Genomic DNA, 22763 nt, shown 5'->3' on the forward strand with positions numbered 1-22763 from the left:
AACGACAAAAAGAGAAGGCGGCAAACGGTAACGAACAGCTTACGGTTGATAACTATCGTTACAATATAACATCTCTTTTTGCCCTGAAAAGGGCAACTTTTCCCCAGGGGCTATATTCAATGCGGTGCTTCCACCTGTTCGCCCCGTCGGCTAAGGTGCGCGGCTGTATTTCCTCTTTTTGCAAAAGGCCTGGCATGACCGCGACAAGCAACGACCCGCTTCACGGCGTGACTCTGCAACACGTCCTCACCACCCTGGTGGAACACTACGAATGGAGCGGTCTGGCCGAGCGCATCGATGTCCGCTGTTTCAAGAGCGACCCGAGCATCAAGTCGAGCCTGACGTTCCTGCGCAAAACCCCGTGGGCGCGGGAGAAAGTCGAAGGGCTGTACGTGAAACTGATGCGTACCAAACGCCCGTTGGACTGAGCCCATGAAACGCTGTGTGACGGCGGCGGCCCTGGCCGGTTGGGTGGGGTTGGCGATTCAGCAATACCTGATTTTCTATTCGCGCTGGTCGACGGGCGCCAGCCTGTTGGGCGGGCTGGTCAACTTCTTCAGCTTCTTCACCGTGTTGACCAACACCCTGGTGGTGGTGGTGCTGAGCTACGCCGTGGTTGATCGTGATTCAGCGGCGAAGCGGTTTTTCCTGGCGCCCAGGGTCAGCAGTGCGATTGCCGTCAGCATCGTGCTGGTGAGCCTGGCCTATAACCTGCTGCTGCGGCACCTGTGGCAGCCCGAAGGGTTCCAGTTCATCGCCGACGAATTGCTGCACGACGTGATGCCGCTGCTGTTTGTCGTCTACTGGTGGCGCTGTGTGCCCAAGGGCACGTTGCAGTGCAAACACATTGGCCTGTGGGTGTTGTACCCGTTGGTGTACTTCGCCTATGTGCTGCTGCGCGGGGATTTGCTCGGGCAATACCAGTACCCGTTTTTCGACGTCGGCACCCTCGGTTATCCACAGGTGTTCGTGAATGCCGGGGGGATTCTGGCGGGGTTCGTGCTGATTGCTCTGGCGGTGGTGGGGTTGGATAAAAGCATCAAACCCCACGGATGACTCATTCTTCCTCACTGCCCTCGGCGCGCCAGTAGCCGACGGCCTTGAGGAACGCTTCATCGAGCTTGTGCGTATCCAGCAGCACCCGGCGCACCTGGCGCGACAGCTTGGTTTCCATCGCGACGAAGGTGTACAGCGCACCGCTCGGCAGCGTCAGTGCGCGCACGGTGTCGAGCAGGTCGGCCTGGCCGCGCACCAGCCAAATCACTTCTACCTCGGCCGCGCTTTGCAGTGTTTGCCGTTCCGCCGCATCGGCGATTTCGATCACCGCCAGCACCGTGCGCCCGGCCGGCAGTTCTTCGAGGCGGCGGGCGATGGCGGGCAGGGCGGTTTCGTCGCCGATCAGCAGGTAGCTGTCGAAGATGTCCGGCACGATCATCGAGCCCCGTGGGCCGCCGATGTACAGGTGCTGGCCGACTTGAGCCTGCTCGGCCCAGGTGGAGGCGGGGCCGTCGCCGTGCAGCACGAAGTCGATGTCCAACTCGCCGAGGCTCAGGTCGAAACGCCGTGGCGTGTAGTCGCGCATGGCCGGCTGCGGGCCATCGCCCTTGATGCTGAAGGTCGGGCTTTGCAGCGCGGCTTGCTCGGCGGCGTTCTGCGGGAACATCAGCTTGATGTGATCGTCACTGCCCAGGCTGACAAACCCCGCCAGTTCGGGGCCGCCGAGGGTGATGCGGCGCATGCGCGGGGTGATATCGACCACCCGCAGCACGTCGAGGCGACGGCGTTTGATCTCGTGGCTGACGCGATGGATGACGGGCGTATTCATTGATTTTCCCCCTGGACAGCTTGAACGGCCGGGCCGTCGACGATGGCTTGTGCGGTGCTGTTGAGCAGCGTGGCGACCCGCGCGATTTCTTCGGCGCTCCAGCGTCCGTGGTGCAGTTGCAAGGCATGACGCAGGTTATGCACCGCCTCGTGGATTTCGGGCGGGCGATCATGGCCGCGCAGCGAGCGTTTGCTCACGTCGATACGCATTCGCACGCCTTCCAGTGCAATCGCCTGCTCACTTAAAGAAAGACGACCGGCGTCGGTGATGGTGTAGCGTTTTTTTCCGCCTTCGGCATCGCCGCTGATCAATTCGCTTTCTTCAAGGAAGGTCAGGGTCGGGTAGATCACACCGGGGCTGGGGCTGTAGGCGCCGTCGAACAGGCCTTCGATCTGGCGGATCAGGTCGTAGCCGTGGCACGGCTGCTCGGCGATCAGCGCCAGCAACAGCAACTTCAGGTCGCCGGGGGCGAACACGCGTGGGCCGCGACCACCGCGTTCACGGCCGGGGCGTTTTTCGAAGCCGTCGCGGCCGTCGCCGTGGGAATGGGGATGATGCTCTCTCATTTTGGGTCTCTCCGTTTTGGTTAAGATATAACTTAAGATATATCTTTAGACTGTTCAAGATCAGTCGACCAACGGTCGCGGCCTACTTAACTACCACCGTCCCGCGTGATGCGCCCAGCATGCTGATGGCTCTTCCCATGTGCATGGAGCCAGTGCGATGAGCACATTGATTTCTCCCCCTTACTCGCCAACCTCCTTGGAAATACGCGGGTATCTGCATCAGATCGGTCACCAGTTGCTCGAAACCGACACCCCGTTACTGTCCAAGCGGCCGCTCCCCGTCGAGTTACAACAGCTTGAAAAACTCAACCAGACGCTCACGGCGCACGCGCGCGCTCACTTCGACCGCTGTCGTGCGCTGTATGCCGATGTGGCGCAGGCCGACCTGCAAAGTGACGAGGGCAAGCAACGGCTGGCGACGCTCAAGCGCGACCTCACGGCGCACTTGCAGAAACTGGACGAAACCGGGGTGTTGGGCGGCCAAAGCCTGCGCACGTTCATGGCCAACGACGCCGGCCTGGTCGCGTTGGAACTCGAAGCCAGGCTCAACATCCAGGACTCTCTGCTGCATCGTGAAGAGGCCCGCCTGGTGCAGAACCTGGGGCTCGGGCCGAGCTTTCGACCGGGCATCTATGCGCTGACGTTCAGCTATCGAGCCCAGACGATCGAGTTCGCCGGGGCCTTTGTGTTGACCGAAAAAAACACCCCCGTGGTCGCGCAGCTGACCCCGGCCGACGATGCCGGCTACGTCGTGCTGTTCACGCCGGCCCGCGGCTTCGAGTCGTTCAGCTCGCTGGCCGAGATGAACCGCCGACTGCGCGAGACGATGGCGGTCGGCAGTTGGCGCAAGGAGTTCATGCGCCTGCTGCCGCGCCGGTACTGGGGGCTGTCCGTCATGGGCGTCTGGCCGCTGCAGTTGGTCCCCATCAACAGCGAACCGCTGTGCGAACACACCTACGACGCCAGGCTGGCCAAACGCGCGCTGGATATCGATTGGGCCTTGAGCCTGGACGCCAACCCCGACCATAGCGCCCGACAGCTGCTTGCCGAGCTGGACGACGCGATTCGCGCGGCCTTGCCCGACCTCAGCCCGCGCCTGGAATTGCGCGCCCAGCGCCTGCTCGACCGTTGCCTGGAACACAGCGCCCCGGCCTGGTATCGCAACGCGCCGAGCCACCAGCGCGAGGCCCTGGCGCGGCAGCTGAGCGAGTACGACGAGGCCCGCCAAGCCCTGCTGAACCTGTTCGGCCATGCCGCCTCGCCGCAGGCCCTGGCGCGCTATCAGTTGCTCGAACAACTGGCCGCTGACCTGGAAATCACCGACCTGGACCCCGACCGCCTGCAAGTCCGCACGCGCCGCAGTGTGGCCAGGGTCGGCGCCTACGAGCAGAAACACAACCTGACCGCGCTGGCGCTGCGCGGCCTGCACACCGGCGACGAACTGCCCGGCTCGGCGTTTTTGCTCAATACCACCCTCACGTATGCCGACGCGCCGCTGCCCGAGCGCTATCAAGACCTGACCCCGGCCTATCTGGTCAGCCTGCTCGACAGCCTCAAACCGCGTGCGGAGTTTGAGGCCGTGCGCCGCGAGTACTACGCCAAGCCGCAGATCCATGCCGCCATCGAACAGATGCTCGACCGCCGCATCAATGCCCTGGCCTACACGGCCACGCTGCAAAACCACATCACCGAGGCCGACTATCAACGCGTTTCCCGCCTGCGTCGCGGCACCGACGCGCAACTGCACGCGAGCAACGTTGTGCTCAATGGCTGCGTGCTCAAGGACCTCTGGCTGCTGCGCGAGCGCGACGAGCAGGGCGCGATCCAGCGCTTGCTGCTGTGTACCCCCGAAGCGCCGCAGGCCCAGCAGTTTCATGGGTTCGACACGGAAACCGGCTGCCAGGCGCATATCCTCGGCTGGTGCGCGGACGAAACCATGCGTGCTTATCTGCTGGGGCAAGTCGCCCTCAAGTCCCGCGCGGGTCTGGAAACGTTCATGGCTGGCCTGGGCTTCATTCCGGCGCGCCAGGAATATCGCCACGTCACCTTCAGCCAGGCGGCCGACCACGCCGATTGCCTCAAGGCCCTGCGCGCCCAACTGCTGCAGGTGCAGACCGACGATTACCACTGGGGCACCCCGACGTGGTACCGGGCCGCCACCGAGGCCCAGCGTCGACAACTGACTCAACTGGCGGAAAACGCCGAAGGCGCGGCGAACACCTATGCGCAAAACCCGTTATCCGACGCCCGCTTCATCAGCTTCGAGCGCTTCCTGCATGCGCAGGCCAAGACGCAGCTCAACGCCCTGCTGGGGCGCCAGCGGCAAAACGATGTCGACCCCGATACGGTGTGGGTGCATTACCCCAAAGACTTCCCGGCGTTGACGCGCCCCGCGTCGGTGTCCTACACCCGCCTGTATCGCGATGGTTATGAGGATTCGCTGGGGTTTCTCGACGCCAGGTTCGACGCCGTCGCCACCTTCATGGGCCCGGCCGGGGTCGACCTGAGCAAGCTCACGCCGCGCAACGTCGCGCTTTCGGTGCGCGGCGTATGGATCGGCCAGCGCTACGCCGATGAAGTCCAGGCCAAACTGCAAAACCCGGCCAGCCCCGGTTATGCCCTGCGCCGCGACGCAACGCTGGCGATCAACCAGTTGCAGTTGCACAGCGCGGCGCTCGAATCGCGCCTCAAAGGCCATATCGCCCAGGTCGATCTGGATTGGTTTGAACGCGCCATCAAGAGCCTGGACGACACCTCGGTCGAGACGCGCAGCACCTACAACGTGCATCGCCTGATGATCGACGGCGACTGGGTGATCGACACCTTGCTGTTCAGCCACGGCGCGAACCCGGTGTTGCTCTATACACCGCAGGCGCCGGACGGCGTGTTCTTGCGCGAAGCCCGGCTGTTCAACTACCTGCTGAAAAAAGTCGACGGCATGCTCGATTACTTCAGCGCCCGCGTCGGTGTGCAGTCCCGGGTGCGCGTCCGGCGTTTTCTGCAAATCGCCCAGGCCGGCCTGCCCGCAGACCTCAACAGCACCGACCTGAGCCTGGCGCGCTACGACGCGATCGAGCGCGTGCCGCCCGTGCTCGACCTGCGTCACCTGCTGCACGACATGAAGCTGCAACGCAAGATCGACGACGTTGCCGCCACCACGGTCAATCGCACCGACATGATCATGGGCCTGGTCTGGAGTTGCCTCGAACCGCTGATCGCCATTGCGACCGCACCGTTCCCGGTGTTGAGCCTGAGCCTGGGCCTGCTGCTGGCGCTCAAGGACGGCATGCTGGCCCTGCACGCCTACAACCAGGGCGACACCGATGCGGCGCTGCAACACTTCGTCGGCTACCTGAGCAACAGCCTCGGCGCGGTGTTCACCGACCTGCGCCCGGCACTCAAGTCCATCGGCCCGCTGCTCCGGCCGATGCGCCACCTCATGCGCCCAGCAGCGCCGCGCCAGGCCATGGCGTTGATCCAACAACTGCAGCCGCCGAGCCCCGCGCTCGCCGGTATGCAGGCGGTGTGGTTCGAGGGCCGGCCGTTGTGGGCGGGCAAAACCCCCGATGCCCTGGGCCGCTATCTGCTGTTTCGCCAGGACCCGGTGAGCGGCAAACTCGTGTCGACCGCCCGCCTGGTCAACCAGAACGCCGAGGGCCGCTGGGTGCGCTCGGGCCTCACCGGCGGGGCGCCGAAACGCCCCGCGCCAAGCCCCCACGCGTTGCAGCGCTATGAAGTTCCGCCGGAGCTGGCCAAAGACTACGAAAGCGTTCTGAGCGTGGAGTTTCGCAACACCTCCAGCGTCGATGAGTTGTTGGGCGAGGGCACCCGCGACAGCCTGCTGACCTATGAAATGGCCCCGCTCCAGGCCCCTTACCTGCACGCCTACCTGCAGTTGCGCGGCGATGCCGACACGTTCTTCGCCCAGCTCAATCCCATCGTTCCCAGGGCCGATGTACTGGCCTTCGAAGCCAGCGCGAGCCATCGGCACATCCTGGAAAGCGCCTTCAAGGAAAACCCCGGCTTGGTGGTGGGCGCCGTGCCTGGCTCGCTCGCCGCCAAACAGCTGCTGATCGACAATATGCACACCCTCTACGAGCAGGGCGTGCGGCGCCTGTACATCGAGTACCTGCCGGCGGACCTGTTCCGGGGCAAACTGGACAAGTTCAACGCCGGCGGCAGCTACCGGCACATCAGCGAGTACCTGAAAAAAGTCGAGGCAGCCCTGGGGATCGCCAACGACTCCCCGCATTCCTATCGCGCCCTGATCCTTGCGGCGCGCCGGCAAAACATCGCCGTCTGTGGGCTGGACGCGTCTACCGGCTACGAGGTGGACAAAGCCTTCAACCTGAAAAACGGCGCGCTGGTCAGCCCTCGGCCCAACGCCCAGCGAAACTTCTACTCCCACACGCTGATCGAGGCCGACCTCGGCGCAAAACCCGGCGAAGGGTGGGTCGCCCTGGTCGACAGCCGCCGTCTCAACACGCACACCCAGACCCCGGGCCTGGCCGACCTGCAAAAGACCCTGAGTGTGCGCGTCGAAGACGTCGCCCCCGGCCAACCGGTGGGCATCTGGAACGATACGCCCGGCGCGATCGTCGACGACCCGGCGGCCAAAGCCGACTTCAAGCTGACCCTGCAAACCGCCTACACGGCGCCCCCGGCATTCGTCACCGCGCCTGGCCGCGCAAGCGCGTACAGCGAGTTCGACATCGACTCGCGGTTCGTCCCCGAGCTGCATGAAATGGGCAAAGGCGCGCATGCGTTCGACACCCGTTATGGGTCGCTCAACCCGAAAATCGCCGCTGCCGAAAGCGCCTTCCGCAAGACCCGCGAGCGCCTGAACACAGCGGCGCAGGCGTTCTTCAAAACCCCTGAACTGCCCCCCAGGCCGACGTTGCCGGACCTGCCGGCGAACACCACGCCCGCCGACTTTATCGCGCAAAGCTACCAACACGCTCGGGGGCTGATTGTCTGCGAGAGCCACGTCGAGCAATCGAGCAAGGCGCTGCTGATCGATCAGATGAAGGCGCTCAAGCAGCAAGGCGTCAAAACCCTGTACATGGAGCACCTGTTCACCGACCTGCACCAGGCCGACCTGGATACCTTCCAGCGCACGGGCGTATTGCCCCCAGCGCTCAAAGACCGCCTGTGGACCCTCGACCGGGGCCACATGCCCGAGTACCGCGGGCCGCACACCTACACCAGCGTGGTGGAAGTGGCGGGCAAACACGGCCTGCGCATCCGCGCATTGGATTGCGTATCGAGCTACCACACCAAGGGCATGAGCGCGCCGCAGACGTCGCGCATTGCGATGTTCAACTTCTTTGCCGGCGAGGTCATCCGTCTAGACCAGGCCGCCCAGGGCGCGCACAAGTGGGTGGCGCACATGGGCAATGCCCATGTGCATTCGGTCGAAGGGATTGCGGGGGTGGCCCAGACGCAAGGGGCGATCAGCCTGCGGCTCTCAGATGTACCGGCGGGCACGGCCAGCGAGCTGCGCTCAGGGCTGCAATGGACCGTCGCCTACGGATCGTCGTTGTACCCCAACCGGCTGACGGCGATCCGCAGCGACTTCACCCTGGCTGTCGGCGTCCCTGGCATGCGTCCTCCTCGCGCCTATGTTCCCGCCGATCGTTCACGCTTGACGCGACCGGGGCAGTTCATGGTCGAGCAGCTTTCACCCCATGAAGTGAATCTGGTGCATCACTCGCGCAGCGGCGAGATCCTTTCCACGCCGGTGCAGATCGACGATCAAGGCCGCTTCTTCATCGAGCGCTGGGCAGAACTGAAGGACGAGCGGTTCAGCGCGTTCGAACGGCTGCTCTCGGCCCTCGATCAGGTGGTGAAACTCACCCACGTCCAGTAAACCTGACCCCCCCTGCCGGCGCGGGCAGGGGGGTGGAAAAGTCCAGATCCTACGTCAATAACACCGTCGTCAATCTAGGCGGTGGCCGTTGAAGGCGTAGAGTGATGCCCTCGTGTAGTTCCAATACTACAGATGTGAAGTTGTGCGTTAAGTGTCTCCTGATAACTGTACTGCTTTTATTGAATTATCTGTGTGTCATTAACGTCTTACAGTCGTTTTTTTAAAAATCGTATTTATTGCATTTCTTCCTCCAGCGTAATGGCCTATTGGCCTGCATGTTTCTCGGAGCTTGCCTGCTTACTTTTAAAGCGCATTGGTCGAATATTTCCCGGCGTTGAATGTTCAGCCAAACAATGAACATTGCGCCGCGCTGTTAGTTGGAAGTGAGTCTTGACTTGCTTTTTAGTTAACCGCCTTCCTTTAAATGACTACTAGGTATTCAAGCATGATCAAGAAGTTTGCTGTTCTGCTCCCGCTGGCTGTTGCGGTATTGGGTTCTTCGGCTGCCATGGCCGCCAACGATGCAAGCACCACGATCAACATCAAGGCCGACATCCCTACCAAGCAGTTCCACGCCCAGCCCCTGGACCCCAACTTCGGTCGCGACGAAATCATGACCTACAACACCGTGACCGGTGAACTGAGCACGCTGTCCTCGATGTTCACCCTGAAAAACACCGGTGGCTCGATCGACGCCTACCTGCAGGACGGCCCGGCGGCGCTCACCAACGGCACGGACTCGATCCCGCTGACCATCACCCTGGGCACCGTGGCCCTGACCGGTAGCCCGCAAGAAGTGGCCGCCGACGCAGAGTCCAACCCCGGCCTGCAAAAAATGATGACCATCAAGGCCGCCAAGCCGGCGGACACCCAGACCGGTCTCTACACCAGCGTCGCCACCGTGATCTTCGACAACGTGCCGCGCACCGCTTTCTAAGCACCCGGCACGCGATAAGGCCGCGCCTTATCGATCACACCCACCGCCCGCAGGTTGTGTTCGCCTGCGGTCGGTTTCCAGATGGTTTGCAGTTCGCCATAGAGTATTAAGTTCATGTTCCCGATGAAACCCATCGCGGCGGCGCTGGCCCTGCTTGCCTGTTCGGCTGCCTGGGCGACGGCTGATAACAGTTATACGCCACGCAGTTTACTGGCTCAGGCGAAAGGTTTGCCGAGCGAATTCGAAGAGCATTTTTTTGATGTGCCCCTGGCCGTGCGTATCGAACGCGACGAAGTCTTTCTGGGCGAGGCGATGGTGATACTTTCGCGCGATGACCGCCTCACGCTGCTGGACTTTACCGATATCAGCGACAGCCCGATACAACCCGCTGAGCGCGATACCTGGAGCGACTACCTGCAACAAGGCGCGGCCCTGGGAAGTTGCACGCAAACCTGCCCGGAGAAGATGTTGGCGGTGCATTACAACCTGGAAAACTCGCTGGTCTCGATCCTCACGGAGAACGCCGAGCACGACACCGATCATCAACGTTATTACCACCAGCCCCAGGACGGCAGCACGGGTTTGATTGTCAGCAACCAGTTGAACCTCAACGGCGGCCAAGCGCAGGAACTCGGCGGACGTTTCGGGGTTGAAGCCAGCAGCAGCCTGGGGAACTGGAGCCATGCGCTCAACCTGCAACTGGCGCGCCTCGGCGGGCCGGACACCCAGCTTTATCACGCACTGTATTCGCTGTACGCCCAGCGCGAATTCGAAGGCCAGTTCCTGCGCCTGGGCTATTTCACGCCCACCTCCGAGGGGCTCAATCGCCAGCCGCGCGCGTTCGGCGCCGCGCCGGATATCGCCGTGGGTGCGATGCTCGGCAGTTCCGACAGCCTGGCTATCAACAACCCCAAGCCCAGCGTGTACCCGATCTACGTCACCTCCAACCGCCAGGGCTCGGTGGAGATTTACCGCAACGGCCTGCTGATCAACACCCAGGCGGTGGCCGCCGGTTTGCAGAGCATCGATACGCGGCCGTTGCCCGGTGGCATTTATGAAGTGGAAGTGCGCCTGGTCGAGGACGGCCAGGTCACTGCCACTACCCAGGAGTTGGTGTACAAGCCCAACAACTGGCGCAACCATGACGAGCGCTGGCGCTACAACGTGTTCGCCGGCCGCGAAAGCACCTTGTTCAACAACTGGGAGCAACGCGACAAAGGCGATATGACCGCCGGCGCTTCGCTCAATTACCTGCTGCACCCGCGTGTGATCGTCGGCTTGTCCGGGCGCCAGGTGCAGGAGCGCATGCAATACGGCGCTTCCATCGACTGGACATTGGCGACCCAGGCGAGCCTGTACGCCAACGTCTACCAGACCCAGGACCACGGCACCGGCATGGACGTGCAAGGCCTCTACAGTTATGGCGCCGGCAGCGTGATCGCCAGCCACAACCGCAGTTGGCTGGACACCCGCAACACCTACGACACGCTGCCCGACGGCACGCGGCTGCGCACCCGGCAAACCTTCGTCGGCCAGACCAGTACCTCGTCGCTGTCGATCAATCACCGCCTGATCAACCAGCATTCGCTCAATGCACGCCTGTCCCACAGCCAGGGCAACGTCGAGGGCGTCGGCCTGGACCTGGGTTGGAGCAAGCACGACCGGTTGTTCGGCAGCGATGCCAATTGGCGCCTGTCGCTGTTCGACCGCCCCGCCAGCCGCAGCACCGGCGACCGGCGCAACCGTGGCGTCGACCTGACCCTCAACCTGGCCCTCGGTGGGCCGGGCGAGCAGTGGTCGGGCAGCATCGGCTCACGCACCTCGCGCGACGGCAAGCGTGACAACAATGGCTCGCTGACCTACCGCAAAGACCTCAGCGGCCATGTGCTGCAGAACGTCTCGGCCACCGTACTGAGCGACACCTACGGCGTCGGCCTGTCCGGCATGACCAGCTTCCACGGCGACATGCTCGCAGGCGATGCGTTTGCCCAGCGCTCCTCCTTCAACGGCAACCTCACCGGCGGCCTCAACCTGCACAGCACCTTCGCCGTCGGCGGCCAGAAGGTGGCCCTGACCAGCCAGTACCACGGCGACGGCGCGGGCATGATCGTCGATGTGGAAACCGACCTCGACGACATCACCCTGCGCGCCGACGACCTCAGCGGTGGCAGCACCGCGCTGCGGCCGGGGCGCAACTTCGTGCCGCTCACCGCCTACCGAACCGGCTCGGTGGCGTTCGATTTCGACGGCAACCACCCGCCGGCGGCGAACATCCAGCCGCCGCGCAGCGCCTACCACATCAACAAGGGCGGGGTGGACTACCGCAAGATCCGCGTGATGAAAACCGTCACCGTGCTCGGTCGCCTGCTCGACCCGCAGGGCCGCCCGCTCAAGGGGCATCACGTGATCAACCATGCCAGCCGTGGCGTCAGCGAGGTCGACGGGTTCTTCTCGATGGAAATGAACGCCGGCTCGCCCACCCTGGAAGTGCGCCGGGGCAACCAGTTGCTCTGTCAGTTCCGCCTCGACCCGAGCAAGGCCCGCAGTGAAAACGATGTGCTGATGATCGGCGACCTGCGTTGCACGCCGGATACCTTGGCCGATGGCGCATTCGAGCGGCCGACGTCGGGGTGATTCGCACAGGGTGTAAGCCATGAACATCGATACGGATAGGCCTGTTCGGGCGCGGGTATTTGCGCTTCGCAAGTCGAGTGGGTTGGCTTCAGGCCAACCGTTAATGAGGTGTAAAGCAATGAAAGTATTAGCCGCAATCCTGGGCGTGTGGATGGTTTCCCTGGGGGTCCAGGCGGGCCCGAATATCAACGTCGGCGTGGTCTATGACTACCTGGACGGGAGCAAGAGCAGCTACCTCAAACGCATCTTCAACGGCGGCACCAGCACCGCGTTCGTCAAGGTCGAGATCCTCGAAATCGTCTACGACGCCAGCGGCGTGCCCCAGGAAATTCCCGTGCAATCCCAGGCTGACGCCAGCGCCCGCGATGGCCTGATGGCCAGCCCCGCGCGCCTGATTGTGCCGGCCAACGGCATGCAGGGCACGCGCTTGCTGTACATGGGCGAGCGCGCCAGCGAGCGTTACTTCCGGGTGCGCTACATCCCGGTGGTGCCGGAAAAAGAGGACGCTTTTGCCCTGTCCGAAGAAGAGCGTGAGGAATATCAAAAGACCCTGCAGGCCGGCGTCAGCGTGCTGGCCGGCTATGGCACGGTGTTTTTCGTGCGCCCCAAGGACACCCGCTACGACACCCGCATCAACGATGGCGCCACCCGCTATGAACTGCGCAACAACGGCAACAGCGTGATCGTGGTCGACGAGTTCAAGAACTGTGTGGCCGGCAAGCCGACCGATTGCCATCCGACCACCAAGAACCACGTGCTGCCGGGGCGTGCCTTTACCTTCGATAAACAAACCGGGCGCCACTACACCTTCAAACTGGTGGAAGGCGACACGCAGAAGAATCAAGAGGTGAAAGGATGAGCCGCTGGGCCGTGTTGGCGCTGTTGAGCGCGCTCAGCTTCAGCGCCCTGGCCGCCCGCGAGGAGGCGGTGTTCCAGGTGTCGGTCAAAGTCCCCACCAGTGACTTCTATGTATTGCCGCTCAACCCCGGCTTTCTGGAGCGTGAGCAAACCCTGAGCTGGAACCCGGTGACTGAAACCCTGAGTGCGCTGCGCGAGCCTTTCGATGTGAAAAACGTGTTGGGCGCGGTGGACGCTTACCTCGCCTATGAGCCGGTGCTGTTCAACGGCCGCGACAACATTGCGCTCACCGTCACCTTCAATCAGCAGGTGCTGGGGCTCGGCGCCATGCGTGTGGTGCCGGAAGCCGAGGCCCGTGTCGGCAAACGGGTGCTGCTGGAAATTGCCGCACAGAAGCCTGAGGACGGTTACCTCCCCGGCCAGTACTTCGGCAACGTGCAGATCATTTTCGATGCGTTGCGCCCATGAACCGGGGGCGACGCTTGAGTTTTTTCAGAACGAGTGAACCCATGCAAATCAAAAACAAGGTGTTGGGGCTGTGGTTGGCCGGGCTGCTGGTGGGGCTGCCCGCCGACGTAACGGCGGCCACCGTGGACATCCTGGCCTCGTTCCGGCCGGACCCCAGCCAGCCGGCGCGCAACGTGTTCAAAAACCACACGCCGCCGGGTAACAGCTATTGCACCTGGGCGCCGCAGTACTGCAACGAGACGCGCTACAGCATCGGTCTTCCGATCGATTTTCGGATGAGCGCGCCGATCGTGCCGGGCGGGGACGATCGCAATCATCTGTTGTTTCATGCGCCGACCGAACGCAGAAACATCACCGTCGTGCATGACGAAACGGGAGAGGCCGAAACCCTGCAGTTCCGGATCAGTGGCATTGGCATGGTGTTCCGGTGGCTGCGGCAGGACCCCACTGTGCGTTGGGAACACGATTATCCACCGCCACCGTGTCAATCCAGCGGGGTGAGTGTCGGCAACCAATGGCTTTTCGCGTTCACCTGGTTTTTGCCGGAAGGTGTCAGGGGGTGTGCGCAAAGAGCCGCCAGCCATATCCCCGCCGAGACATTTTGGTTCGATGGCCTCGGTTTCACCTACGAATTGGTCACGCCCGATCCCCTGGGGATGAGGGCCGGGACCTACCGCGGGCAGGTGACGTACAGCGTCGGGCCGCACAAGGACTTCGACCTGGGCAACGTGATGTTACCCAACGATGAGCAGATCACCCTCAATTTCATTCTTTCGGTCGATCACATCCTCAAGGTCGAGATCCCGCCGGGCGGTGAGCGCGTCGAGTTGCTGCCCCAGGGTGGCTGGCAAGGCTGGTTGAGCCAGGGGCGCAAACCGACGCGGCTGTTCAGGGACCAGACCTTCAACTTCTATTCCACCGCGCGCTTCAGGATCGGCATGGAATGCCAGTACGTCGAGGCGGCAGACAACACCTGCCGGATCCGTGACACCAGGTCGGGGCGCTCGGTGCCGTTGCAGGTCGGCGTGACCATGCCCCACGGCATCGTCGACCCCGAGGGCCAGCCGGTCCAGCGCCGTCCGCTGCGGCTGGACGGCAGCGGCACGCACCTGTTGCTGTCGACGATGTTCGTCGACCGCAAGCCTGGCACCCTGCATTTCGAAGTGGCGCGCGACGATGTGGAGACGATGTTGCAGCCCGGTGAGTCCGGCACCTATGAAGGGAACGTCACAGTGATCTGGGATTCGGAGGTGTGACCCGCGGGGGGTTGCAGGCGCGGGCATGCGCGCGCCTGCAGTGCCCTCACGTGTCGGACAACGGCGCCCGGTTACGCTGTTGAACGGTTTTTTTCAGGGCTGTGCGGGTCAGGTCGCGCATCCAGTCCTTCTCCTTGTAGCCCAGGTCGTTGAGCAGGCGGTTGTAGAGCGCGTCGCTGATCGGCGTGTCGCTGAGCACGAGGTTTTCGGCCGTGTCCAGTTCGTCGGCCAGGGCCTTGAGCTGCTCGGCGAGCTGGGCTTTTTGCTGCGGCTCCCGTTCTTCGCGCCATTGCGCCTGCAGGGTTTGCAGGTCGTCCAGGCGGTAGAACTTCTGCGTGTACTCGGTGAGATTCTGTTGATAGCGGTTGTCGTAGGTTTCCTGCAGGAAGGTCTCCCAATACGGCTCAAGCAGCATCTGGTTGACCAGGCCGTCGTCCTGGCCCATTTCCCTTACCGTGGTGTACGCCTGCTGGATGCGGTCCGGGCTGACATTGGCGGTGTCGCGGTAGAGCATGTGGTCCGACAGCCAGGGCAAATCCAGCCTGTTGGCCAGGGCAGTCTGGTAGGCCAGGTGGATATCCACTTCGTCCACCTCGCCGGCCTCGCCGTCCACCAGCTCGGAGCGCAGGCGCTGGCCTTCGCCGCCGGCGTCGATGGGCCGCAGGCGCCGGGCGACGTCCGCCTGGGCCACCAGGTTCAGGTGCTTGAGGCGCGCCGCGCCCTTAGCCAGGGTCACCAGTCGGCCTTCGAGTTCAGCCAGTGACGCGGAAAAGCGCCGGCCTTCGCTGGCCATGACCTCGATCCCCATCTCATTGAAAATCTGCGCGCCGCCGTCGCCGCACAAACCGGGGAAGCTCGACAGCTTGAACAAGCGCTCGCGCAGGGCGCTGTCGGCGTGGGTGGCGTTGATCAAGCGCCATACCCGTTGCGTCAGCTCCGCTTGGTTGCGGGCGTAGCGCTGCTGGTCCTGGGGGTTCTCGAAAAACTCGGGCGGCTCAAGCAGCTTGATGACTTCGAAAAAGCCCTGGGAGCCGTGTTCGTCTTCGACGGCGTCCCACAGCTGCTCGCGGACAAGCCGGGTGTTGGCGTCGACGCCTTCCAGCCAGGGATCGCTGCTGCCCTGGGGCTCATAGGTGCGATACGGGTCCAGCCCGGCCTCGCTGCGGTAGCGTTCGTACAGAGTGCGCTGATCGTCGTTCAGCGTGTTGCGGTCCAGGCGAGTGCGCGCCACGGTGCGCGCAGCCGTGGGTTCCGGCGTCAGGGTGGGCAGGGCGCGGATCGGGTTGCCGCTCAGGTTCAGGTCGAACGCATCGTTCCTGGGGTGGGCAAACAGGCCGCGGGGCCATTGGCCGATCTGTGTGTGGCTGAGGTCGAGGCGGCGCAGGTTGGGCATGCGCGTGATGTCCGGCGCGAGGCTGAGCGGGTTGTGGCTGAGGATCAGGACTTGCAGGCGGCGCAGGTTGCGCAGGCGCGTCACGTCTTCGGGGAACAGGGCCATGCGGTTGCTCGCGAGGTTGAGGTTGCGCAGCAAACGCATCGCGCCAAGCTCGACCGGCAGGCTGGTCAGGTGGTTGTCGCTCAGGTCCAGGGAGTGCAGCGCCGGGAAGTGCTTGAGCAAGCCGCAATGGGTTTGCCCGACGCTGCTCTGGCTCAGGTCCAGGAATGTCACATGTTCAAAGTTGACGGTCAGCGCGGGCAGCGATTCGGGTAACGGCATGCCGTTCAGGTCCACCCGAGCGCCGCGTTGGGTGCGGCCCCAATCGTCGGTGTATTCGGCGTAGCGGTCGGCCCAGGTCTGTTCGAGGAGCAGCGCCAGGCGTTTGCGGCTGGCCAGTTGTTGACGCTCCTGGACGCTGCCTTTGGGGTGATGGGTGGGCGATTGTTTCCAGGTCTGCAATTGGCTGTGCAGGGTTTGTTTCTCCAGGGTCAGGTCGTTCAGGGTGGTGCCCAGTTGGTCGGTGGGGATCGCCTCGATAAAGCGGCTCAGCCGTTGCTCGCTGAGGCTCGGAAACAAGCGTTGCAAGACCTCCCTGGCAAACGTTGCCGGGTGATCGGCAGGGGCGGCGCGGCAGCGGCTGAGCAGCGGGCCGCCGAGCAACTGTTGGGTGTGCCGCTCCATCACCCGGTGAGTCGCCGGCTCAGCGAGGAGCGTGCGGCGCTCGGCCAAGGGTTCCAGGGCGGTCATCAGCCAGTGCCGCAGGTCTGCGCCTTCGCCGGGGCGGTAACCCAGCCCGCTGTGCGACGCGGCGGGCAGGCTCGACAACACGGCTTCGTACAGATTGGCCGGGCTGTGCAACGGTTGGCCGGCGCCGTCATAGACCGCATAACCGAGGCTGTTGTGGACCAACACCCGGCGAGTGGTGGCAGTGTCCGGGCCGGCCTGGCTGCGCAGAGGGCCGGTGACGGCGCCGTTGCGGATTTCAAGGTGCAGGTCGCTGAGCACGTCGGCGTGCAATTGCAGGGTCTTGAGCACCAGGGTTTCCGTGGCCGGGCTGGGCGACGCCGGTGGATAGAAGCCTTCGTAGGCGCGTGCCGCCTCGGCGGCCACGTGCAGCTCGTCGGCCAGGTTGCGCAGGCGCAACGGCCCGCGCCGGTGCGCGGCCAGGGCCTGGCGTTCGGCGGGGCGGGCGGTGTCGAGCAGGCGGCGGGCCAGGCTCAGGTCGAGGTCGGGATGGTCGTGGCGCAGGCTGATAATGCCGGGGTCGTCGCTCTCTTCACGGGCGCGGTAGACCGCCGGGGCGATGTCGCGGCTCTGGCTCAATACGTAGTCGGCCAGTTGCTCGCGCAACGCGTGTACCCGCTGCGACTTCGGCACCTCGGCGCCCAGCAGGCGGGTGATTGCCGCTTCATCGAGAAAGCCCAGCACCCGTTCCGGCAAGTGCCCGGACAGCACTTCGCCGAGGCTGATGCGCAAGGTGTCGGCGGCGCTGGCTTGCGCAGCGCCATAGCGGTGCGAGCTGCCGCTCAGGTCGGGCTTGAGGAACACTTGCAGCGCTTTGTTCCGGGGCCAACCGTCGAGTTCGGTGACCATCTGCTCGAACCAGTCCGAACTCGGGTCGGCGCTCAAAGCCTGCCCGGCGCGGATTTTTTCGCTGGCCGCCTGGATGGAGTCGGCCGCTTCGAGCCGTTTGAGGCCGGCATCGAGCAACGGCGGCAGTGTTTCGTTGTACTCGTACATGCGGCGTAGGGCGCCGTCTTCGGTGGCGCTGGCGACCCTTAGCTGTTCCAGCTGCGTGTCACTGAACGGTTGCACCCGATGCCCGAGACGTCGCAGCAACTGCGCACGCTCCCAGGTGCGCGGGCGTTCGCCCTCGTGGGTCGCCGCGCCGTCGCCGTTCAATTGCAGGCGCGGCCGGTAGGCGTCCGGGCGTTCGGGGTGGACCACGCGGTGCGCGTCGCTGAGCGGGTCGTATTGCACCTCCAGGTGATGGTCGTCCAGGGCCAGCAGGGTTTTGCCGTCATGCTGATGCAGGCCCGCGGGCGACGGTATCGAATCGGCGGGGATCGGGGTTTTCCGGGCGAACGCGCTGATGTCCGGGTTCCACAAGCGCCGGCTGCCGTCGGCCCGCTGCACCGGGACCAGGCTTTCGATGAAGGGCGAGAGCTTGAGCCGCGCCAGCTGACCGATGTGGCCGCCCGCGGCAAACAGGGCGAACTGGATCACGCTGTCGGCCACCCCCGCCACATGTTCCCAGGCTTCGGTGCGCCGGCCTTCGCTCCAGTCGACGACGCCTTCGCACACCTCGTCCATGATTTGGTAGGCGCTGTAGACCAGCATCAGTTCGCCGAGCACCGGCACGAAGGGCGTCAGCACCAGCAACGCGGCATTGAGGAGGTCGGCGAACATCTGCTCCAGGTTGTCCCACCAGGCCCAGCGGGCGTGGCGTTCGACGTCGGTGCTGGACACGGCGATAGTCCGCGCATCGTTGACGATTTTGTTCAGTTGCACGCGATACAGGTAGCTCCACAGGGTGTCCGCGTGGGGTGTCGGCGGGCGTTGGCGATAATCGTCCTGCCAGCGTTGCACGCTGAAGTGCAGGTTGGGGTCGCTGATCGGCGTGTCTTTCCAGCTCGGCCCGCTGTCGGTGCGGGCTTTTTGGTGCCATTGGATGTGGCTGAGGCGCGCATTGAGCCCGGCAAAAAAAGCCCCGCGCTCGGCATGGGGCACGAACTGGCTGAAGAACACCTGGTAGCGCGCCTTGTCGCGCAACTGACGGGTCAGTTCGGCCATGAACGCCTGGGGCGACGGGTATGCCTTGAGCGGGTGTTCGGGGTCTTCGGCGACATAGGCGATCACCCGAGGGCCTGGCGCGGCGATAAACAGCACGATGCCCACCAGCGTGACGTTCATCACACTGAGGGTGTAGGCCTGGAGCGGGCTCGGCCGGTCGCTCAGCAGGTCAAGCATCGAACCGTGCGTCTCGGGCTCGAGGTCGCCCTTGGCCAGGGCCAGGTGGGCGGCGCTGTTCAGCGCGGCTTTGTGGCGTGCGACCACCTCGTCGTGAACCGTGCGGGCCAGCGGCGGGTTATTGAAGCCGAGCGCCTGACTGAGCTTGAGTTGATACTGCGCGCCGAGATCCAGCTGGCGGCAAATGTCTTTGAACCCCTGCGCCGTGAGGCGGGCGCCGCTGGTGCGGTGGGTGATCGACAGCACATCGCGCTGGCCGCGCGCATCGCTCGGGCCGAGGAAGGCGAAGTCGAGAAAGTCGTCGCTGGCGGCGAAGTTGCCCAGCGCCGCATCGAGCAATGACACGGTCTTGCTGGTCTGTGCGCCGCTGATGTTGATCTTCCACCAGGCCAGGCTGGCTTCGACATAGAGGCGCAGGTAGGTGTTGCGCACATCCACCGCGCCATAGTCGCGCAGGGCGTGTTTGAGCAGCGGTTCGGCGAAGGCGTACACGTCGTTCAACGCGGCGAGCCGTTGGTCCAGGCGGTTTTGCCGCTGCCAATGTTCGGCAATGGCGGCCTTGAGCGGGGCCGGTGCGGTCAGGCTGTTGAGGCGCGCGGTTTTCAATGCGCCGAGGCGTGCGGGCGTGGCCTGGGTGAGCCAGGCCGGCAGGGCGTTGCGGATGTGCGCGTAGTGGGCGCCGTTGAAGGCGCTGTCGAGTGACGGTAGAGCGGGCATGGATCAAGTCCTGTAAAGGGTGATCCATGAGTGTGTGTGGCGGCGTCGCGCCGCGGTGGCAGATAGGTAGTGCAGCCGGGCGTCAGGGTTGGCGGGCCAGGCACAGCGTCGGGTCGCCCGGTTGCAGCAGCGGGTTGAGCATCGGCGCCATGCCCTTGAGCACCTGCACCGGCAAGGCCGAGGTGAAGGTGAAGTGCTGCGCCGACGCCCCCGGCACAAACGCGGTGAGGGTGCCGAAGTGATGCGCGCCGATGTAGAACACGAAGGTCGCCGTGCGGTTGATCGATTTCGAACTGAGCATGCGCCCGCCGGGCCCCATGGCCTCGATGCGGTTATCGCCGGTGCCGGTTTTGCCGCCCATCGCCAGCGCCGTGCCGTCCGCCAGTTTGAAGCTGCCGGCCACCCGCTTGGCGGTGCCGGCGTCGACCACTTGCGACAGCGCGCCGCGCAACGCCGTGGCGACTTCGCTGGGCAGCACCCGTTTGCCGCGGTTCGGGTCGTTGACCACGCGGGTTTCATAGGGCGTGCCGCTGGCGAATTGCAGGCTGTCGATACGCAGCACCGGCAAGCGCACGCCGTCGTTGAGGATGATGCCCATCAGTTCCGCAAGGGCGGCGGGGCGGTCGCCGGAACTGCCGATGGCGGTGGCCAGCGACGGCACCAGATGGTCGAACGGGTAGCCCACGGCCTGCCAGCGCTGGTGGATATCGAGGAACGCTTCGATCTCCAGCATGGTGCGGATCCGGCTGTCACGCGCACTCTGGTGACGGCTCTTGAACAGCCAGCTGTAGACCTCCTGGCGTTCGAATTCACTGGCTTTGACGATTTCGTCGAAGCTCGCCTCAGGGTGGTTGAGCAGGTAGCCCAGCAGCCACAGGTCCAGCGGATGCACCTTGGCGATATAGCCCTGGTCCGGCAGGTCGTAGGCGCCGGGGCCGTAACTCTGGTAGAGCCGTTCGAGGCGCTCGTCGCTGAGCGTGTCGGGGGTTTTGAGGTTTTTCAGGTGCGAGCGCACGAAGGTGTTGAAACTCGCCTGGCTGGCCTGGGGCAGCAGATAGCGGTGGACGGCGGCCAGGCGGATCGCGGTGGGGTGCAGGCTGTCCATGAAGGTGTCGAGCCGGGCCTGGGTGTCTTTGTGGCGGTATTTTTTCCAGAACTTGAGCAGGAACGCGGTGCCTTCGTGGTCGGCGAACTTGGCCAGGTATTCCTGGCGGCGCGGGTCGTTGTCGTCCTTGAGCAGCCGTGCGCTGTTGTCTTCGCCCGAATAGGTGGTGTAGCGCACCAGGTCGCGCATCAGGCGAATGAACGGCAGGTTGATCGACTCGCGCAGGGCATCGCGCAAGGTCGGGTTGCGGCCGTTGTCTTCGTTGCGAAAGTTATGGAAGCGGTGCAGGCCGCCGCCGGTGAAAAACGCCTCGCCGGGGCTGGCCGAGTAGGTGCGGTCGAGGGCGGCGTCGAGCATTTTCGCCAGGTCGCGGTCGCTGTGCTGGATCAGGTAATTCAGCGCCCAGCGCGAGAGCACATCCTGCTCGGGCAGCTCGACGCTTTTCAGCTCGGCGGGCGTGCGCGCCTGGTAGCGTGCATGCAGCTCGGTGACGATCTGCAGGTAGGTGGTCAGCACCCGCAGCTTGGCGGTGGAGCCCAGTTCGAGTTTGCTGCCTTCGTTGATATCGAACGGCTGGTCGGTGTTGTCGGTCTGCACCCGCACGCGTGCGCCGTCGGGTGTCAGTTCGTAGAGGGTGAAGCTGTAGCGCACCTGCGGTGTGCTTTGCGGCGTCAGCAGGCGCGGGCCGAGCAGGCCCATCTGCGCGGCGAACGCCGGGTCGGCCAGGTGCTTGAGGTAGTCGGTGGCCTGGGTTTGCAGCGCGTAATGCAAGGTGCTGGTGGCCGACAGGTCGAGGCGGTCGAGGTCATACAGCGAGCGGTTGAGCAGGCTGGCGAGACGGCTGCGGGCGACGTTGATGGCTTTGTTGGTTTCTACCGGCTGGAGGGTCGGTTGCTGCTGCCAGTCGCGGTAGGTCACGTGGCTGGCGAGGGCGGCGGCGGACAAGGTGGCGGGGATCACCTGGTTCTGCGCGAGCAGGCGGATATGGCTGTCGGTCAATTGCGCCAGCTCTTCGCGACCTTTGGTCAGGTAGTGCGAGGGCCGGCGTTGGGCAATCATCAGCGACAGCACTTGGCGCAGGGCCAGGCCGCGTCTGGCCAGGCTCGCCGGGTCTTGTGCGCTGTCGCTCAGCGCCTGGTTGACCTGATTGAAGTCGGCGCCGTACCACACCCGCAGGCCTTCGGCCAGGCCATGCACTTCGCCGTGGCCCGGCACGGCGGACAACGGCACGCTGTTGAGATAGTCGCGCACGATATTGCGCCGACTGCCCGAGGTGTCCGGCCCGGCCTGGTAGGCCCGCACGCTGGCGGACATCATCTGGCGGATTTTCTCGCCGCCGGACAAGGTCAAGCCGTCGGGCGAATGGCGATATTTCTCGAGCTGTGTGGCCAGGGTGCTGCCGCCGGCGGTCTGCCCCGGCAGATGCAGGAGTTTGGCCACTTGCGACCAGGCCGCCTTGGCAAAGCGCGGCCAGTCCACCGCCGGGTTGGCCAGCGGTTGTGTGGGGTCCAGCAGGTCACGGTCCTCAATGAACAGCAGGCTCTGCACCACCAACGGCGGAACCTCGGCAAAGCTGGCGTAGAGCTGTTGCGGGTAGGTGAAGGCATACAGCGGCGCGGCGCGGCAATCGGTGATGCTCAGGCCGGCCTGGACTTTTTCCGCGTAGGGCACGAACAGCCCGTGCTCGGCATAGCCCAGCAAGGCCGGGGAGAAGCGTGTCTGGGCCTGGATCAGGTAATTGCGCTTGAGCAGGCGCGGTAGAAATTCATTCAGCGCGCTGTAGCCCAGGCGCCGGTCGAACGGGCCGTCGCCGGGGTACACGATGGCATCGCTGGCGCCGGGCTCCAGGCGATAACTGAGGGTGGCGGCCAACGGGCTCAGGTAGCGGGCCTGCAGGCGCGAGGTGTGCATTTCCACGCTGGCGGCCCAGCCCAATGCCAGCAGCGCGAGCAACAGTACCAGCCACACCAGGCGCCACCACCCGGATCGCCGGCGGGCGCTGTGTGGCAATGGCAGTTGATCCGGGCTGTCGGTCGGCAGCGCAGCCTGTTTCGAATCGGTTTGCCATAAAGCGCCCATAGTCGATTCATCCATTTACGCAGATTGATCGGACTTGGGTG

At 64.2% G+C, this 22763-nt stretch carries 12 protein-coding genes; 8 read left to right on the forward strand and 4 right to left on the reverse strand.

The annotated features are described in order from the left end of the window. The first annotated feature begins 194 nt into the window (after positions 1-194). Together PverR02_RS05775 and PverR02_RS05780 are read left to right on the forward strand one after the other, a co-directional pair. Positions 195-428 (forward strand): VF530 family protein, encoded by a 234-nt coding sequence (locus tag PverR02_RS05775; RefSeq protein ID WP_010212838.1) that lies wholly within the window; start codon positions 195-197, stop codon positions 426-428. A gap of 4 nt (positions 429-432) precedes the next feature. Further along, positions 433-1056: a Pr6Pr family membrane protein gene (locus tag PverR02_RS05780; RefSeq protein WP_079442924.1), complete on the forward strand. Its 624-nt coding sequence runs from the start codon at positions 433-435 to the stop codon at positions 1054-1056. Position 1057: 1 nt separating this feature from the next. Here the strand turns inward: PverR02_RS05780 and PverR02_RS05785 are convergent, their stop codons facing one another. Both PverR02_RS05785 and PverR02_RS05790 read right to left on the reverse strand, forming a co-directional pair. After that, entirely contained in the window at positions 1058-1825 is a 768-nt protein-coding gene (locus PverR02_RS05785) for a siderophore-interacting protein (RefSeq protein WP_079442925.1), read from the reverse strand. Beyond that, positions 1822-2391 carry a PadR family transcriptional regulator gene (locus tag PverR02_RS05790; protein ID WP_017844567.1) on the reverse strand — a complete coding sequence of 190 codons (570 nt, stop codon included), beginning with the start codon at positions 2389-2391 and terminating at the stop codon, positions 1822-1824. The genes PverR02_RS05785 and PverR02_RS05790 overlap by 4 nt, the downstream gene beginning before the upstream one ends. A gap of 157 nt (positions 2392-2548) precedes the next feature. On the opposite strand from PverR02_RS05790, the gene PverR02_RS05795 reads away from it, so the two are divergent. The 6 genes from PverR02_RS05795 (at position 2549) to PverR02_RS05820 (ending at position 14413) form a co-directional block, all read left to right on the forward strand. Next, positions 2549-8260, forward strand: a complete 5712-nt coding sequence (locus tag PverR02_RS05795) for a membrane-targeted effector domain-containing toxin (RefSeq protein WP_079442926.1) — start codon at positions 2549-2551, stop codon at positions 8258-8260. 445 nt (positions 8261-8705) lie between these two features. Next, positions 8706-9197, forward strand: a complete 492-nt coding sequence (locus PverR02_RS05800) for a CS1 type fimbrial major subunit (protein WP_046384572.1) — start codon at positions 8706-8708, stop codon at positions 9195-9197. Positions 9198-9311: 114 nt separating this feature from the next. Beyond that, positions 9312-11831, forward strand: coding sequence for a TcfC E-set like domain-containing protein (locus tag PverR02_RS05805; protein WP_079442927.1), 2520 nt, complete (start codon positions 9312-9314; stop codon positions 11829-11831). A gap of 118 nt (positions 11832-11949) precedes the next feature. Beyond that, positions 11950-12690 carry a hypothetical protein gene (locus PverR02_RS05810; RefSeq protein ID WP_017844572.1) on the forward strand — a complete coding sequence of 247 codons (741 nt, stop codon included), beginning with the start codon at positions 11950-11952 and terminating at the stop codon, positions 12688-12690. Next, the gene (locus PverR02_RS05815) at positions 12687-13157 is read left to right on the forward strand and encodes a CS1 type fimbrial major subunit (protein WP_079442928.1); all 471 of its coding nucleotides are present in this window, start codon (positions 12687-12689) and stop codon (positions 13155-13157) included. Before PverR02_RS05810 ends, PverR02_RS05815 begins: the two co-directional genes overlap by 4 nt. 41 nt (positions 13158-13198) lie before the next feature. Next, on the forward strand, positions 13199-14413 hold the full coding sequence (locus PverR02_RS05820; protein WP_079442929.1) for a hypothetical protein: 1215 nt from the start codon (positions 13199-13201) through the stop codon (positions 14411-14413). Positions 14414-14459: 46 nt separating this feature from the next. Here the strand turns inward: PverR02_RS05820 and PverR02_RS05825 are convergent, their stop codons facing one another. Further along, the gene (locus PverR02_RS05825) at positions 14460-19538 is read right to left on the reverse strand and encodes an NEL-type E3 ubiquitin ligase domain-containing protein (protein ID WP_079442930.1); all 5079 of its coding nucleotides are present in this window, start codon (positions 19536-19538) and stop codon (positions 14460-14462) included. 82 nt (positions 19539-19620) lie between these two features. Then, on the reverse strand, positions 19621-22722 hold the full coding sequence (locus PverR02_RS05830; RefSeq protein WP_057004325.1) for a transglycosylase domain-containing protein: 3102 nt from the start codon (positions 22720-22722) through the stop codon (positions 19621-19623). Between the last annotated feature and the right edge of the window lie 41 nt (positions 22723-22763).

The sequence above is a fragment of the Pseudomonas veronii genome (assembly GCF_002028325.1).
GTDB classification, from domain to species: Bacteria; Pseudomonadota; Gammaproteobacteria; order Pseudomonadales; family Pseudomonadaceae; genus Aquipseudomonas; species Aquipseudomonas veronii.

What these genes read in the sequence shown, in the direction of transcription:
- PverR02_RS05800 (WP_046384572.1), top strand. Translation starts at nt 8,706, where the DNA reads ATGATCAAGAAGTTTGCTGTTCTGCTCCCGCTGGCTGTTGCGGTATTG.
- PverR02_RS05815 (WP_079442928.1), top strand. Translation starts at nt 12,687, where the DNA reads ATGAGCCGCTGGGCCGTGTTGGCGCTGTTGAGCGCGCTCAGCTTCAGC.
- PverR02_RS05820 (WP_079442929.1), top strand. Translation starts at nt 13,199, where the DNA reads ATGCAAATCAAAAACAAGGTGTTGGGGCTGTGGTTGGCCGGGCTGCTG.
- PverR02_RS05805 (WP_079442927.1), top strand. Translation starts at nt 9,312, where the DNA reads ATGTTCCCGATGAAACCCATCGCGGCGGCGCTGGCCCTGCTTGCCTGT.
- PverR02_RS05790 (WP_017844567.1), bottom strand. Translation starts at nt 2,391, where the DNA reads ATGAGAGAGCATCATCCCCATTCCCACGGCGACGGCCGCGACGGCTTC.
- PverR02_RS05795 (WP_079442926.1), top strand. Translation starts at nt 2,549, where the DNA reads ATGAGCACATTGATTTCTCCCCCTTACTCGCCAACCTCCTTGGAAATA.
- PverR02_RS05830 (WP_057004325.1), bottom strand. Translation starts at nt 22,722, where the DNA reads ATGGGCGCTTTATGGCAAACCGATTCGAAACAGGCTGCGCTGCCGACC.
- PverR02_RS05785 (WP_079442925.1), bottom strand. Translation starts at nt 1,825, where the DNA reads ATGAATACGCCCGTCATCCATCGCGTCAGCCACGAGATCAAACGCCGT.
- PverR02_RS05775 (WP_010212838.1), top strand. Translation starts at nt 195, where the DNA reads ATGACCGCGACAAGCAACGACCCGCTTCACGGCGTGACTCTGCAACAC.
- PverR02_RS05780 (WP_079442924.1), top strand. Translation starts at nt 433, where the DNA reads ATGAAACGCTGTGTGACGGCGGCGGCCCTGGCCGGTTGGGTGGGGTTG.
- PverR02_RS05825 (WP_079442930.1), bottom strand. Translation starts at nt 19,538, where the DNA reads ATGCCCGCTCTACCGTCACTCGACAGCGCCTTCAACGGCGCCCACTAC.
- PverR02_RS05810 (WP_017844572.1), top strand. Translation starts at nt 11,950, where the DNA reads ATGAAAGTATTAGCCGCAATCCTGGGCGTGTGGATGGTTTCCCTGGGG.